Below are 14,934 nucleotides of genomic sequence, written 5' to 3'. Positions count from 1 at the left end.
GCCGATCGAGGACAGCGCGCCAGCCGCAAGTGCCGCATTCTTCCCTGCACGTCTTCAAGGGAGGAACCAATGAAAGACATCCACACAAAGACCCTGAAAACCCGCTGTGACGCCGTTCTCGACAGTCTGGCGACCGGCCCAAGCCGTGTCCCCGGCGTCGTTGCAATGGTGACAGACCGCGATGCCGACATCTATTCCGGTGCGGCCGGTGAGCGCCGTTTGGACGGTGAGCCAATGACCGAGGATACGGTGTTCGCCATTTTCTCGACGACCAAGGCCATTGCGGGCACCACGGCTCTGCAATGTGTCGAGGAGGGACTTCTGGACCTCGATGCGCCCGCAAAGGAATATGCCCCGGCTCTCGGTGATATTCAGGTGATCGACGGTTTTGAGGCTGACGGCACGCCCCGTCTGCGTGCGCCGAAAAGCGAGGTCACGACACGCCAACTGATGCTGCATACCGCCGGTTTTGGCTATGATTTCTTCAACGAGGTCTACAAGCGGCTTGCTGAGGAGCAGGGCCAGCCATCTGTCGTCAGCGCGAGCCGCGCCTGCATCGAGACGCCTCTGCTCTTCGATCCGGGCACAAAGTGGGAATACGGCTCGAACATTGACTGGGTCGGGCAGGTCGTGGAAGGCATCCGCGGGAAGCGTCTTGGCGAAGTGATGCGGGACAGGGTGTTCGATCCGCTTGGCATGCAGGACATCGCTTTTACCCGGACGTCTGACATGAAGGCGCGCACCGCCACAATCCATGCGCGTGGAGAGGACGGCGATCTGCTTCCCATGGACGACTTCGCGCTTCCCGATAACCCCGAGGTCGATATGGGCGGCCACGGGCTCTATGCCACGGTGCCGGAGTATATGAAGTTCATCCGGATGTGGCTGAATGACGGGGCCGGTTCGAATGGGCGGGTGCTACGGCCGGAAACGGTTGAGTGGGCCGTGCAGGGGGCTCTTGTGCCGCCGCAGAAGGTCACGATGCTGCCTGGTGTGATCCCTTCGCTGTCAAATGATGCAGAGTTCTTTCCGGGGTTGGCCAAGGATTGGTCCTATACCTTCATGGTGAATTCCGAAGAGGCCCCGACAGGCCGTCCTGCCGGAGCAATCGGCTGGGCTGGGCTTGCGAACAGCTACTATTGGATCGACCGCAAGAACGGGGTCGGCGGCTATTGGGCGACACAGATCTTGCCGTTCGCGGATGGCGTCTCTTTTGGGGGATACATGGATTTCGAGAGCGCCGTCTACGCCGCGCTTTCGCAATAGTCGCGCATCGACTGTAAGACGTTGAGGAGCGGGGCGCAGGGGCGCCCCGTTCGCGATGAGGCGCCACAGCCCGACGCGTCGGGGATCGCTTTGGCCCCTCTGCCTCGTGATGACTATGCGCCCTTTCGGCACTGTGAGGGCGGTTCTCGCGGTGATCCCTGTCACACGACCCTATACAGCTCTTCATTTCACTGCTATTTTCAAATGAAGCACACGAATAGGTAGAACGATGAACAAGCTCAAGGCATCCACCGCGCTCGTCTCAGCACTTCTGACATCGCAAGCAATGGCTGATCCGACGGTGATGTTCGGCCTTGCTTTCAACTTCGGCGGTGGCGCGCCGGTGTCTACCGGTCTGACCCTCAAACTTCTCACCGATGATGAGGCACAATCTGTTGTGGGTGCTGCTGGTGTGTCTTACTTCTTCGACAATGGCGGCTATTTCGGCCTTGATGCGGGTGTGGGGTATCTTTTCGATGGCGATGTTGCCACGACGCTGACCTATGACTTCATCAATGATCGTCCGCAGTTCAGCCTCGGTTACGCGGACGTTTGCTAAGCGTCTCCAAGGTATAGATGTCTCGAAAGCCTCCGCCGATGCGTGGAGGCTTTTCTTATTGCGGGGGACTAGGGGTTGTCCTCTAGTAGCTCTTCTGAAGATCGCAGAGGGCAGCTTGCGAGGTGAGCGGCAAGCCCGTCCTCATCGAGCTCCAGATCCATGAACTCTTCCACGATTTTGTCGTAGTTGTCTTCCAGCGTCCTGTCTTGCGGATTGAGCCGCGTGAGCATGAGAAGCCCAGTCGGCGGGCAATCAAGAAAGGTCATCTCCAGGTCAGGCCGGTATTTCCGCAGGATCGGCACCAGTTTCCAGACATCTCCGGTCCACCACTCTGGATAAGGCCCGTCTCGGGGCACGTCGGCATGTTCGCGCACGGTCATCTCGACGCTGAGCGGTAGGCAGTCATGCAGGAAGATGACCCCGCCGGGCGTGCAGTATCTCTCTGTGTGAAACAGATCCCGTAGCAGCGCTTCGAAGAGGTGCATCCCGTCCAGAAAAGCAGAGGTGATCGGGCTTTGCAGGAAATGGCAAGGGTCATGCGCTTCAAAGAACGCATCACTCGTCGTCTGAAAAAGGAATGCCGCCTGTTTCTTGCCCATGACAGGCTTGCGGAGTTGAAACTCTGGATCAATCGCAAGGGTCGTACAGGTCAAGGGAGCGAGCGATTGGCCATGAAAGGTTCCAATCTCAAGGTGCGCATTTGAACCACGTGCTTCCAGGAAGTCGGTGATATAGCTCACATAGTTGCGCCCCCCAAGTTGGACGGCCTGTTCTGAGGCGAGTTGGTCCTTTGTCGGCGCAGTGGCCCTGAAGACACCAACAAGATCGCCCCATTCACTCTCTGTATCATGCCAGCTCTCAATGAGATCGCAGCCAGCATATTTCGCGAGGGCGGTCATCGAGTCCGGGAGGAACCGGTAGCAATCGACGGGGTATCTGTGAATCGGACCGTGCGAAGGCACGATCAAGACGATGAACGCGCCGGGTTTGGCGATCCGCACCATTTCCTCAAACGCTTTCCAGAAGAATTCGCAATGCTCCAACATCTGGCCACTGACCACGATATCCGCGTCCTCGTCTGGAACTGGGTAGGCGTAAGGGTCTTCCGCCACCAGATCGACGCCTTTTCCTGCCACGAGATCGACCCCGACATAGTCAAAGGCAGGGCCCGAGAAAATCTCTCGGTAGCTACCGTTCTCATCCATTGACCCGATGTCCACGATCCGCAGGTTGTCGTCCGGCGCCCCGAGATGCGGCGCGACGTAGTCATCATAGAACCGCTGCATGTTCTTGAGGGACTCAGCGTGCATGGAATACTCCCTGGATCTTCACGTAAATTGGAGAAAGACGAACGGCTGCGCTTGCCCAGAGGTTTTGTCGCTCTGGCACCATCCAGTCATTATTTCCCGTCTCAAGTACCGGCATCGATGCCCCACGCTCTCAAGACGCGGCGAAGCATCTTGCGCTTTTGCTCAAGTGCGGGCGCGCGCACACTCGCCATCTCAAGGCAAAGGTAGTTAAGCGCGGAGTAGCGCGAATAGAGGCTCTTGCGTCCTGCGAGGGATAGGGCTGCCCTGCGTGCAGGGGAGAGGCTTGCACCGCGCTCGTGGAAGACAACGCAATCCGTCACGGCGAGAAGTTCATGACCGGCTGTGCGCATCCTGATCGACAGATCCTGAAACTCACCATACCCCTCGGGGAACAGGTCCTGATCGACACCACCTAGCGCGTCATAGGCCTCGCGGTCGACGAGGACACAGAACCCGTGGAGGATTTGCAACGGCACAAGAGCCCCTTGCTCCCCTTCCGAGATTTCTTTGGATATGTCGGCGCGGCACGGTGCAGACGGCGTCTGTAGTCCCGCAAACCCGCCAGACCGCCCAAGCACTGCGCCGTAATTCTGCCATCCTGCGTTGTTGGAAAGCGGCCCGACCATGGCGGTTTCCGGGGCGGATCGAAGCGCCGCGTGCAACTTGTCGAGCCAACCCTCTGTCACGATCGTATCGCTATTGAGGGCGACAAAGGCCGGGGCCGAGCTTTCTTTGACACCAAGCGCAAGCGCCCGTGAGAAACCGCTCTGTCGCGGGGTTTCAACGAGGACAATCCGATCATCGCTCTTGGATAGCGCCACGAGCCTCTCGCGTGTGTCTTCATCGCTCGCGTCGTTGACAAGGACCACTCGTCCCAGCCGAGCGCCGCTCGTTGCCTTGAGCGATGCGATACATTCCTTGACCGCGTGCCAGGCATTGTGCACCGGGATGATGACATCAACCGCCTCGGTCGCATCGCTCTCGCTGCGGTCCCGCGGCTTTGAAAGCGGTGTGAAGTGATCAAGCCCGTCAAGGAAATCCGCAAGATCTGCGCGTCGGTCGCTTTCATCAAAGGCGCTATAGGCCCGGCGAAAAGCGTCGAGACAATCTCGTGACTCCGGGTGGCGTTCACAGAGCTGCGCCGCAAGGAACATGGCGGACTCAAACTCCTTGCCATGAATAAGCAGATCCACCTCGAGAAGGCGCACTTCGTTTTCTTTGTAGCGACGAGACCTGACAAAGGTGATGTCAGCCTCGGCGCGGTCGGGATTGCCGAGGGCGATCTCCGCACGCGCCCGGCAGAGCCTGCTCTCAAGTCTCTCATCATCCAGTTGCAGCGCCGTATCCGCATAGCTGCGCGCCTCGGCGGGCTGTTCCAGATAGAGATAGGCCGCACTTAGGGACTCCAATGCCTCAAGGTTTTTCGCATCCAGTGAGAGCGCCTTTTGAAACGCTGTGATGGCTTCGGCGGTTTCGCCTTGCTGAAAGTGCAACGTGCCGATGCCGGTGTGGGCCTGTGCAGTCTCCTTGAACCGCAAGGCCTCTCTCCACGATCTTTGCGCCCGTGTCGTCAAACCTACGATCATCTCGCACCGCGCGACACGGGCGTAACTCTCATACCCTGCGCCAGCACGCTCTAGTTCCGCCACCGCATCGCCTAACGCTGCGAAGACCCGTCCTTCTTTGAGATGTCCCGCAATCAACCCGTCGATGGTTGCGCCTTTGAGAACCCGTTTCGCACGGTTTCTCTCTAGAAGACCGGCAAGCGCTTTGTTTTTCGCTTTGGATTGGGGCGTGTCTTGAAAAGCTGTCATTCCCGCGCTCCCGTTTTCTCAGAGCTGTCTTCTTCCACGCACTTGATCGCGTCCTGACGGGCGGAGGAACGCGCGTCCTGAACTTTCTCGAAAAAGCGCCAGATATGAGCGCGTTGTGCCTTTGAGGCGGAGTGCAGATGGACCTCTAGCGACGCAGATAATCTTGATTTCAGCCGTGCATCTGCAAGCGCACGCTCTTCCACATCCCCCCAGGCGTAGCCGAACCATTTATCGAAGAAGTGCTCTGCGCTCTTCAAGAAGACCGTCTGCCGCGACGTCTGTTCTGGATGTTGGCGCCAATTCGTGACGGTCACCGGACAGAAGCTCGTCTTGTATCCGGAGAGCAGCAGCCGAAGATAGAGATCGTCGTCTTCATAGCCCACCAAGGCCGGATCAAATCCCCCGACCTCGGCAAAGCTCTCGCGGCAGATCAGAGCGGCGCTCGGAAACATCACCGCGTCTCGCGCGATGAACTGGCTTGGGCGCTCTAAGACGGGATGGGCCGGATATGGGAAAACGGCCTCAGTCAGAATTGCGCCGTCGCGATCCATCTGTGCGACATCTGCAAAGACCCACCCGAGAGTCTCCTGATGCGAGATCGCCTGGCGCCAATGTGCGACGAGGATTTCGTTATGGTTCGTTCGAAACGTGTCATCCTGATCTAGAAAACAGAGATGCGTTCCCCGTGCAGCCTTCGCTCCGGTATTTCGCGCACCGCCTTGCCCCATGTTCTCTTGGGAAAGGAGGACGATGTCCTCTTCGTCGGCAACCGCCTCGAGCCAGCGTGTTTCGGACTCGTCAGATCCGTCATTGACGACAATGATCTCTCGCGCAGGCAAGGTCTGCGCCTTCACAGAAGCGATCGCGTCTCGAAGGAAGGCGCTGCCGTTATAGAAGGGGATCACCACAGAGATGGCGATGTTGCCCGGCCGAGTATGTTCAAGGTCTGTGATCTTTGGTGCGTCGCGTGTCACGTTGGGCGGCACGCAATACGTGCCATTGAGGAGCTTTCCGGCCCCGGTAATATGCGCTTTCGTGCCGTGGACCATACGCGGCCCGAGTTCAGTCTGTTCCCGTGATCCCTTGCGGATCACGACCATTGAGTTGAGGATCTCCACAGATTGGACGGCTGCGAGGATGCTCGGATCGAACTCGAGATCATAGGCGCGGATGAATCTTTCGAAACGGCTCTCGACGCTCGTCGCGACCTGCCAATGTTCCCGGTTGATGACATTGGCCACTTCCTTGAAGAAGGCGAGCGACGACGTCTCAAGATCCAGGCCGCCTTCAAACTCTTGCCAGAAACTGCAAGACATATCCTCGACGATGAACAGACCATCCTGCGCCAAGACAGGAAAGAAGGATAGGAAAGCGCGTATGATGTCGCGCGACTGGTGCGAACCATCGTCGATGATGATGTCGAACTGACCACATGCCCGCATGGCCTGTGTCCGGGCAATTGGCGCGCCAGCGTCGTTCACGATGACTGAAATACGCGGGTCTTCGTAGACGAGTTCTGCACAGCCGGGGTCGATGTCGCAGCCGATGAACCGGCGTCCGTTCGCAAAGTATTTCGACCAGATCTGTAGCGATCCGCCGTTCTGGACACCGATTTCGAGCAAACGCACCTCGCGGTCCCGGTGATCCCGGAGCAATCGCTCATAGTGAAGCAGGTTGCCGGTCCATTTGTCCGAGACAAAATCGCGATGGTCCTCGTGGAGCTGGTAGAGTGTCGGCGGCGTGTTTGGGTCACGCTCATGCCCCTCATCTTGCGGGGCATCCTTGTCGCCATTCGCGTAGATGCGCCCGAAATCAGTATCGCCATAAAGCGCTGAGGCTTTGGTGATTTCTGTTTCGCCATCCCAGAGCATGATCTTCTTGTCTTGTGCCGCAGCGACACAGCCGAAGGCGCGCTCGATCACATGCTCTGGTTGCCCATCATTGTCTGCATGAGCAACGAAACAGGTTTGCGGATAGAGTTCGACGAAGTCCACGAAGGCGCTCGGTCGGCACCAGAACATGGTTCCGGCAAAGAACCCGTAGCGCTCTGGCATAGGCCCGTGTTGCAGCGCCAGCGCCTTTTTGCTGAGTCCTTCGTGGCTCGGTCCGTCTAGGTAATACTCTCGCGGCCCCGCGAGCACGAGTTCCGGCTCAGCTTCAAAAGCGTCGCGATAGGCCCGGACTGTCTCAGGATTGCCCATGAGCCCTCGCACCAGAGACCTGCGCCACCTCGTGTGTCGTCCCTCGGACCGTTTGGTGTGCATTTTGCAGACCAGATCGAATTCCGTGAGACGCGGCAGTAGGGCAAGGAACGGCGCCACATCTCTGCCGAGATTTGGCACCGCGCGCACGTCTGCCTTTGGAAAACATCTGTGGATCTCATCGCCGAACGTGCTCTCGGGCTTCAAGGTAACAAATAACGAAAAGGGTTCGTCGATATGGCGTAGCACGGCTTCGAAATCTGGCCACTGATCTTCGTAATGAAGGTGGATGACAACGGCACAACTGAGCTGTTTAGAGCGCGCGTCCGTTCTCGAGGAGGTCTTCTTAGTCAATGCGTCTTATCCAAACCGCTTCAATCTTGTCGCTATGGCCCTTGGTGTGCCTCTCGATCACCGCCAAGGCAGGCGAGGCCCAATCAGTTTGGCTTTTCGCGACAGGAACTACTCTGCACGAAGACCCAACCTGTCCACAAGTCCGGAGGTTCTCAGAGGTATCACCTGCCGGGGGGGCGCGCGATGGTGAGCGGGGCGTGCGGGTTGAGGAGGGGGCCGCGAAGAAAAACCGGGACGCCGTAGCGCCCCGGTTTCGGTGTGTCGTTCCCGTGCGAGGGTTTAGTCGTCGCGGGAGTGGCCTGCGTGGCCGCCGGCGATTTCCTCGGTGGCTTCGGCGGCAAGCTCTTCCGGCAGGATCAGGTTCAGCACGATGGCGATGATCGCGGCCGGCAGGATGCCGGAGGTTGCGAGGACTTTCAGCGTGCCGGGCATGTATTGCAGCGCGCCGGGTTCGAGCTGAAGCCCGAGGCCGAGCGACAGGGCAATCGCGAAGATCACCATGTTGCGGCGGTTCCAGTCCACGTCGGAGAGCATCGAGACGCCTGCCGCGACGACCATGCCGAACATAACGATCACGCCGCCGCCGAGCACTTCGATCGGGACTGTCGAGATGATCGCGCCGACCTTGGGGATGAGACCACCAAGGATCAGGAAGAGCGCGCCGATGGTGACGACGTGGCGGCTCATGACGCCGGTCATGGCGATGAGGCCGACATTCTGGCTAAACGACGTGTTGGGAAGCGCGCCAAAGAGACCGGAGATCGCGGTGCCGATCCCGTCTGCGAAGGTCGCGCCCTGGATCTCTTTGTCGGTGGCTTCACGGCCTGCGCCGCCCTTGGTGATGCCCGAGACGTCGCCCACGGTTTCCACTGCGGAGACGAAGGACATGAGGCAGAAGCCCAGGATCGCGGCGAAGGAGAATTCCAGCCCGAAATGCAGCGGGTTCGGAAGCGCGATGGGCGCGGCGCGGCCGACATTGGCGAAGCTCACCATGCCCATGAAATAGGCCACGACATAGCCGACCAGCAGGCCGAGCAGCACGGCAGAGACCGACATCATGCCTTTGGCGTAGAATTTAAGGCCGAGGGTCACGACGATCACGAGGCCCGCGATGAACCAGTTTTGCAGGCTGCCATATTCCGGCGTGCCGATGGCGGGAACGCCGCCCGCGGCATATTGGATGCCGACTTTGACCAGCGCGAGGCCGATCATCGTCACCACGAGCCCGGTCACGAGCGGCGGCAAGGCAAAGCGGATTTTGCCGATGAAGAGGCCAAGGATGGCGTGGAAGAGGCCGCCGACAAGCACACCGCCCATAAGGACGGCGACGGCATCGACGCCTTTGCCCGCAACAAGCGGGATCATGATCGGGATGAAGGCGAAGGAGGTGCCTTGCACAATGGGCAGGCGCGCGCCGACGGGGCCGAAGCCGATGGTCTGAAACAGGGTCGCGATGCCTGCGAAGAACATCGACATCTGGATCATGTAGATCATCTCGGGGAAGTCGGGCGAGTTGGAGCCAAAGCCAAACCCTGCCGCGCCGCAGACGATGATCGCGGGCGTGACGTTGGAGACGAACATGGCAAGCACGTGCTGGATCCCGAGGGGCACGGCCTTGGCGAGCTGGGGGGTGTAATTGGGATCGCGGAGCTGTTCCGGGGTCCCGATCGACGTATCAGTCATTCTAGTCCTTCCTGTTCCAGTATGTTGCGGGCCCGTTTCTTGGCGACGGGTTGGAGTTTCTACGGGGCGACGACGGTATAGGGGTCGTCGAACCAGTATTCTTCGAGGTTCGTGCCGTCCCCGATCCGGTCCACCACGGCGAAAAGGCCGGGGGCATGGAGCGGTGTCAGGACGCCGTGCCATGTATTGATGTGAAAATTGATGCCCTGATGCGGCGCGGTCAGGAAAGCGCGCGGCGTGCCGGGCGTGCCGTCCTCATCCGGTGCGACGATGACGAGGAACGGCGCCGGGGTGAGCGGCAGGAAGGCCTGGCTTCCGAGCGGGTGACGTTCGACCATGTCGAGATGGTAGGGAAAGGCGCGCGGGGTCGCGTCAAAGAGGCTGATCCCGGCGCGGCCACCGTCGAAATCCAGCGTGGCGAGGTCGTGGTGACGCCCGCAAAGCCCCTGATTGATGATCTTGTCGGGGGTGTCCCGCAATTCGATCACATCGCCGAAGGGCGCGAAGGCGTCGGCGGTGAGGGGCTGGGCTGTGATCGTGCGGCTCATGGCAGGAGGTCCATCAGGCGGAACTCTGCGATGCGCTCGACCTGGCGGCAGGCCTCGTTCATCTCGGTCGCGGTGTCATTGTCGATGCGGCGGGTGAAGGCGGCGAGGATCGAGGCCTTGTCGTGGTCGCGCACGGCGATGATGAAGGGAAAGCCGTGTTTTTTGACATAGGCGGTATTGAGCGCGGTGAAGTTCTCGCGTTCCGTGTCGGTGAGCATGTCGAGCCCGGCGCTGGCCTGTTCGGAGGTGCTTTCGCTTGTCAGGCGGCCTGCGGCGGCGAGTTTGCCGGCGAGGTCGGGGTGGGCGTTGAGCACGGCGAGGCGTTTGTCGTCCGAGGCGGTGCGGAAGATGCGGCAGAGCGCGTTGTGGACACCTGCGGCGCAGTCATGGGCGGGGCCAAGCTCGAGCCCATGCGCGCCTTCTGCGATCCATGGGGAATGCTCAAAAATGCCGCCATAGGCCGCGACGAAGTCTTCGCGCGACATCTCGGAGGGGCGTTGCCAGCGGGCATGGGGATGGGTCTTGGCCCAGTGCTCGGCAATGTCGATGCGGCGCGGGGTCCAGACGCCTTCGAACCCTTGGATGTAGTCGAGGAAGCGTTTCAGGCCCGCGAGCTTGCCCGGACGGCCGATAAGGCGGCAATGCAGGCCGATGGACATCATCTTGGCCGCGCCTGCCTCGCCCTCGGCGTAAAGCGTGTCGAAGGCGTCTTTGAGGTAGGTGAAGAACTGTTCGCCGGTGATATAGCCCGGCGCGGTCGCGAAGCGCATGTCGTTGGCTTTAAGCGTGTAGGGGATGATGAGCTGATCGCGCTCGCCGACCTCCAGCCAATAGGGCAGGTCGTCATCGTAGGTGTCGGAGATATAGTCGAACCCGGCTTCTTCGGCGACGAGGCGGACGGTATTGGCGCTACAGCGTCCGGTATACCAGCCGCGCGGGCGCGCGCCCACGACCTCGGTATGCAGGCGCACGGCCTCGGCGATGGCGGCGCGTTCGTCCTCTTCGGGCATGTCCTTGTGTTCGACCCATTTGAGCCCGTGCGAGGCGATTTCCCAATCGGCGGCTTTCATCGACGCGACCTGCTCGGGCGAGCGGGCGAGTGCGGAAGCGACGCCGTAGATCGTCACCGGGATGTCTGCGCCGGTAAAGAGGCGGTGCAGGCGCCAGAAGCCGGCGCGTGCGCCGTATTCATAGATCGATTCCATGTTCCAATGGCGTTGACCGGGCCAAGAGGCGGCCCCCGCGATGTCAGACAGGAACGCCTCGGAGCCTGCGTCGCCGTGAAGGACGCAGTTTTCACCGCCTTCTTCGTAGTTGAGGACGAATTGGACGGCGATCTTGGCGCCGCCCGGCCATTGAGGATCGGGCGCGTTGGGGCCGTAGCCACGCATATCGCGGGGATATCTGCTCACGTTTGGGTCTCCGGTCATGATCGTTTATCTCTATCTCACAACAATTCGAAAAACTTTCATTGATTTTTTGAAAGTGTTCTTTGCTACTGGTGCCTGTCTTTCGGGCGGATTTGTCGCCACAAGGGGGCGATTGAACAGATTGGGAGCATAGCATGTCTGGATATCTCACAACGCATGTTCTGGATACCGCGCAGGGGTGTCCGGCGCAGGGGATGAAGATTGACCTCTACCGGATCGAGGGCGAGGCCCGGACCCATCTGCGTAGCCTTGTGACCAATGCGGACGGGCGCACGGATGCGCAAATCCTGCCTAAGGAAGAGTTTGCGATTGGCACCTATGAGCTTGTCTTTCACGCAGGCGACTATCTCGATGCCTGTGGCACGCCGCCTGAGGAGCCACGCTTCCTTGACGTGGTGCCGCTTCGGTTCGGGATGAGCGAAGCCGCGCATTACCACGTGCCGCTTCTGCTCTCGCCGTTCGGCTATTCGACCTATCGCGGTAGCTAGACCGGGTCTGACAGCACCTGTCGCTTGGCCAGTTCGTCCTGAATCCGTGTCGCCATGAAATCGATGAAGAGCCGGGTTTTCGGGTCTTGGTGGCGGCGGTGGGTGTAGAGGCAAGCGAGGTGAATTGGCACCGGGGGCGAGTCTGTGAGGACAGGCACGAGAGCGCCGGAGGCGAGGTGTTCTGAGATCTCGAAGACGGGTTTGAGAATGATGCCGTGGCCTTCGAGCGCCCAGTTGGTCAACACGTCGCCATCATCGGATTCAAACGGCCCGCGCACGGCGAATTTTCGATTGCCGTCTGGGGTTTGCAACGTCCATTGGAATTCCGGCGCACCGGGATAGCGCAGGTTCAGGCAGTCATGTTTGCCGCTCGTCAGCTCGTCCGGGGCGCCCGGTAGGCCGCGCGTTTCGAGATAGGTTGGCGCGGCGCAGAGCACGCGCGGACAATCCGCGAACTTGCGCATCCGAAGCGTGCTATCTTCCGGCACACCCAGAAAAAAGGCCACATCGAGCCCTTCGGCGGTCAGGTCGAGCTTGCGGTCGGACAGGCGCAGGCGGAGGTCGATTTGCGGGTATTGCGCCTTGAAGGCGGGCACATGCGGCGCGATGAGGCGGCGCCCGATGCCTAGCGGGGCCGCGACATGCAGGCTCCCGCGTGGGGATTGGGTGATGGAACTCACCGCTGCCTCGGCCTCGTCGATCGTGTCGAGAATCTTGCAGGCGCCACCGTAGAAGACCTCGCCCTGTTCTGTGGCGTTCAACTGACGGGTGGTGCGCATGAAGAGGCGCACGCCAAGGTATTCTTCGAGCTGTGAAATCCGTGACGAGGCGACGGCCGCAGAAATGCGCTGATCGCGGGCGGCTGCGGACATATTGCCCAATTCATAGACGCGCACAAAGGTGCGGATATTGTCGAGATAGGACATGTTGATTTTCTGGTTTTCTTTGAAGCTCTTCGGATTTTTTCTACAATAGAGGAAAAGTCTCGCAGGCGCTACGGTGCCCGCACGGCAAAAACAGGGGTGTGCACCATGGTTATGACCTTTCTGATCGACTGGGCGGAGTTCGCCCTGCGCTGGCTTCATGTCATCACGGCGATCGCGTGGATCGGGTCGTCCTTTTACTTTATCGCGCTGGACCTTGGCCTGCGCCGCGAGGGAGACCTCGGGGGCGCGGATGGCGAGGAATGGCAGGTGCATGGGGGCGGGTTCTACCATATCCGCAAATACCTCGTGGCCCCGGCGGCGATGCCGGAACACCTCATCTGGTTCAAGTGGGAGAGTTATTCCACGTGGCTCAGCGGGGCGGCGCTCTTGATGGTGGTCTATTGGATGGGGGGCGAGCTTTACCTCATCGATGCGAGCAAGACCGAGATGGTTCTGTGGCAGGGGGTGCTCTTGTCGGCGGTGTCGCTTACCATTGGCTGGATCGTTTATGACCGCCTCTGCAAATCGGGGCTGTCGGAAAAGCCGACGCTTTTGATGCTGCTTTTGTTCGCGCTGCTTGTGGCGATGGGCTGGGGCTATACGCAGGTCTTCACGGGTCGGGCGATGATGCTTCACCTCGGGGCGTTCACCGCGACGATCATGACGGCGAATGTCTTTTTCATCATCATGCCGAACCAGCGCATTGTGGTCGCGGACCTCAAGGCCGGGCGCAAGCCAGACCCGAAATTCGGCAAGATCGCCAAGCTGCGCTCGACCCATAACAACTATCTCACGTTGCCGGTGATCTTCCTGATGCTGAGCAATCACTACCCGCTGGCATTCGCGACCGAGTATAACTGGATCATTGCGGCGCTGGTCTTCCTGATGGGGGTCACGATCCGGCATTTCTTCAACACGATGCATGCGCGCGGTGGGATGAAATGGTGGACCTGGGGGGCGACGGTGGCGCTTTTCGTGGCGATCATGGTGCTGTCGATGGCGGGGCCGGACTATAGCAGTCTTGAGGAAGAGGAAGCGCGCGCCTTCACCACCACCGAGCAGGTTTACGCCAGTGCGGACGGGTTCGAGGATGTGACGGATATCGTCCTCGGGCGCTGCTCTATGTGCCATGCGCGCGAGCCGTTCTGGGACGGGATCGGTCATGCGCCGAAGAACGTGCTTCTTGAGACGCCGCAGGAGATCGCGGCAGAGGCCAAGCGGATCTATACGCAGGCCGCCCTCAGCACCGCGATGCCGCCCGCCAATATAAGCTGGATGGAGCCGGAAGAGCGGCGGATCATCGCGGAATGGTTCAAGGCGGCACAGGGCGGCTGAAGCGCGGGCGCGGAATTCTTTGAAAGTTCCGGGCCGTTTTGTTTTGAAGATAACGGGTCAGGCCTCGTCGCGCAGGCGGGGCAGGAAATCGGCCTTGAGCGCGAGGATGAAGTCGCGCACGGTTTCCAAAGTCGGGGTCATGCGCAGGTCGGTGCGGTGCAGCAGATACCAGTGCCGCACGATAGGCAGGCCCGGCACATCAAGCGCGACAAGGCGGCCTGAATTCAACTCGTCCGTCACCGTGTGCTGCGAGATCATGGCGATGCCAAGCCCGGCGATCACGGCCTGTTTGATGGTCTCGTTGCTGCCCATCTCGACTTGGCGGTAGGTCATGCCTTCGCCCACGCGGTCGAGGTAGCGCATCATCAGGATACGCGTGCCAGAGCCAAGCTCGCGCGAGATGAAGGTCTCGGAGAGGAGGTCGGCGGGGCTTATGTTGTCGACCTGAGCGAGGCGGTGGCTGGGCGCGGCGATGATGACGTGCGGGTGCGGGCCGATCTCGTAGGAGATATTGGCCGGGCTGCGCGGGGGGCGGCCCATGATGGCAAGCTCGATGGCGCCTTGTTTTAGGTCGCCGATGATCTTGTCGCGGTTGCCGACTTTCAGGATCACGTCGATATCGGGGTGCGCATCGCGCAGGCGCACAACGAGGCCCGGGGCGAAATACTTGCCGGTCGAGACCACGCCGAGCACGGCAACCCCGGATTGGCCGTCACGCAAGGCGCGCACCTTGTCGAGGCAGCTATCCAGGACGGAATCGATTTGCAGCGCGGTGGACAGAAGCGCCTCGCCCTCGGCGGTCAGCACGGCACCGCTTGCGCCGCTGCTGGTGAGGACGCGAGAGCCGATGGCGGCGTCGAGACCGCGCAGTTGGGTGTGCACCGCCGGGGGGGTGAGGCCGAGTGTCTCAGCCGCAGCGGTGATGGTGCCGTGATCGGCCACTGCCGCCAGCGCACGTAACTGCTTGAGAGTTATGGACTCTTTCTTTGGCATCCTCACCGCATATTAAAATGTGCTTAT

At 60.3% G+C, this 14,934-nt stretch carries 12 protein-coding genes; 4 read left to right on the top strand and 8 right to left on the bottom strand.

The features are described 5' to 3' along the window. Window positions 1-69 precede the first annotated feature (69 nt). The gene (locus MK745_RS04770; RefSeq protein ID WP_243612130.1) at window positions 70-1,266 is read left to right on the top strand and encodes a serine hydrolase domain-containing protein; all 1,197 of its coding nucleotides are present in this window, start codon (window positions 70-72) and stop codon (window positions 1,264-1,266) included. A 229-nt stretch (window positions 1,267-1,495) separates the two neighbouring features. Next, window positions 1,496-1,825, top strand: coding sequence for a hypothetical protein (locus MK745_RS04765; protein WP_243612129.1), 330 nt, complete (start codon window positions 1,496-1,498; stop codon window positions 1,823-1,825). A 68-nt stretch (window positions 1,826-1,893) separates the two neighbouring features. Here MK745_RS04765 and MK745_RS04760 read toward each other — a convergent pair whose 3' ends face one another. From MK745_RS04760 to puuE, 6 genes are all read right to left on the bottom strand, one after another. Beyond that, window positions 1,894-3,135 (bottom strand): class I SAM-dependent methyltransferase, encoded by a 1,242-nt coding sequence (locus MK745_RS04760; RefSeq protein ID WP_243612128.1) that lies wholly within the window; start codon window positions 3,133-3,135, stop codon window positions 1,894-1,896. 101 nt (window positions 3,136-3,236) lie between these two features. Beyond that, entirely contained in the window at window positions 3,237-4,949 is a 1,713-nt protein-coding gene (locus tag MK745_RS04755) for a glycosyltransferase family 2 protein (RefSeq protein ID WP_243612127.1), read from the bottom strand. Continuing rightward, window positions 4,946-7,504: a glycosyltransferase gene (locus tag MK745_RS04750; RefSeq protein ID WP_243612126.1), complete on the bottom strand. Its 2,559-nt coding sequence runs from the start codon at window positions 7,502-7,504 to the stop codon at window positions 4,946-4,948. Before MK745_RS04750 ends, MK745_RS04755 begins: the two co-directional genes overlap by 4 nt. Window positions 7,505-7,783: 279 nt before the next feature. Further along, window positions 7,784-9,187 carry a uracil-xanthine permease family protein gene (locus MK745_RS04745; RefSeq protein WP_243612125.1) on the bottom strand — a complete coding sequence of 468 codons (1,404 nt, stop codon included), beginning with the start codon at window positions 9,185-9,187 and terminating at the stop codon, window positions 7,784-7,786. Window positions 9,188-9,246: 59 nt separating this feature from the next. After that, window positions 9,247-9,735 carry an ureidoglycolate lyase gene (locus MK745_RS04740; protein WP_243612124.1) on the bottom strand — a complete coding sequence of 163 codons (489 nt, stop codon included), beginning with the start codon at window positions 9,733-9,735 and terminating at the stop codon, window positions 9,247-9,249. After that, window positions 9,732-11,147 (bottom strand): allantoinase PuuE, encoded by a 1,416-nt coding sequence (puuE, locus tag MK745_RS04735; RefSeq protein WP_243612123.1) that lies wholly within the window; start codon window positions 11,145-11,147, stop codon window positions 9,732-9,734. The genes MK745_RS04740 and puuE overlap by 4 nt, the downstream gene beginning before the upstream one ends. A 152-nt stretch (window positions 11,148-11,299) precedes the next feature. On the opposite strand from puuE, the gene uraH reads away from it, so the two are divergent. Then, window positions 11,300-11,653, top strand: a complete 354-nt coding sequence (gene uraH / locus MK745_RS04730) for a hydroxyisourate hydrolase (protein ID WP_243612122.1) — start codon at window positions 11,300-11,302, stop codon at window positions 11,651-11,653. Here the strand turns inward: uraH and MK745_RS04725 are convergent. Next, window positions 11,650-12,579: a LysR family transcriptional regulator gene (locus MK745_RS04725; protein ID WP_243612121.1), complete on the bottom strand. Its 930-nt coding sequence runs from the start codon at window positions 12,577-12,579 to the stop codon at window positions 11,650-11,652. The genes uraH and MK745_RS04725 overlap by 4 nt on opposite strands. 105 nt (window positions 12,580-12,684) lie before the next feature. On the opposite strand from MK745_RS04725, the gene MK745_RS04720 reads away from it, so the two are divergent. Continuing rightward, entirely contained in the window at window positions 12,685-13,914 is a 1,230-nt protein-coding gene (locus MK745_RS04720; RefSeq protein WP_243612120.1) for a urate hydroxylase PuuD, read from the top strand. Window positions 13,915-13,971: 57 nt separating this feature from the next. On the opposite strand, the gene cbbR is transcribed toward MK745_RS04720, so the two are convergent. After that, window positions 13,972-14,907 (bottom strand): LysR family regulator CbbR, encoded by a 936-nt coding sequence (cbbR, locus tag MK745_RS04715; protein ID WP_243612119.1) that lies wholly within the window; start codon window positions 14,905-14,907, stop codon window positions 13,972-13,974. Between the last annotated feature and the right edge of the window lie 27 nt (window positions 14,908-14,934).

The organism is Shimia aestuarii (genome assembly GCF_022814865.1).
Classification (GTDB): Bacteria; Pseudomonadota; Alphaproteobacteria; order Rhodobacterales; family Rhodobacteraceae; genus Shimia; species Shimia aestuarii_A.
The sequence above is the reverse complement of the archived record's forward strand: the minus strand, read 5'-3'. Positions and strand labels throughout refer to the sequence as shown.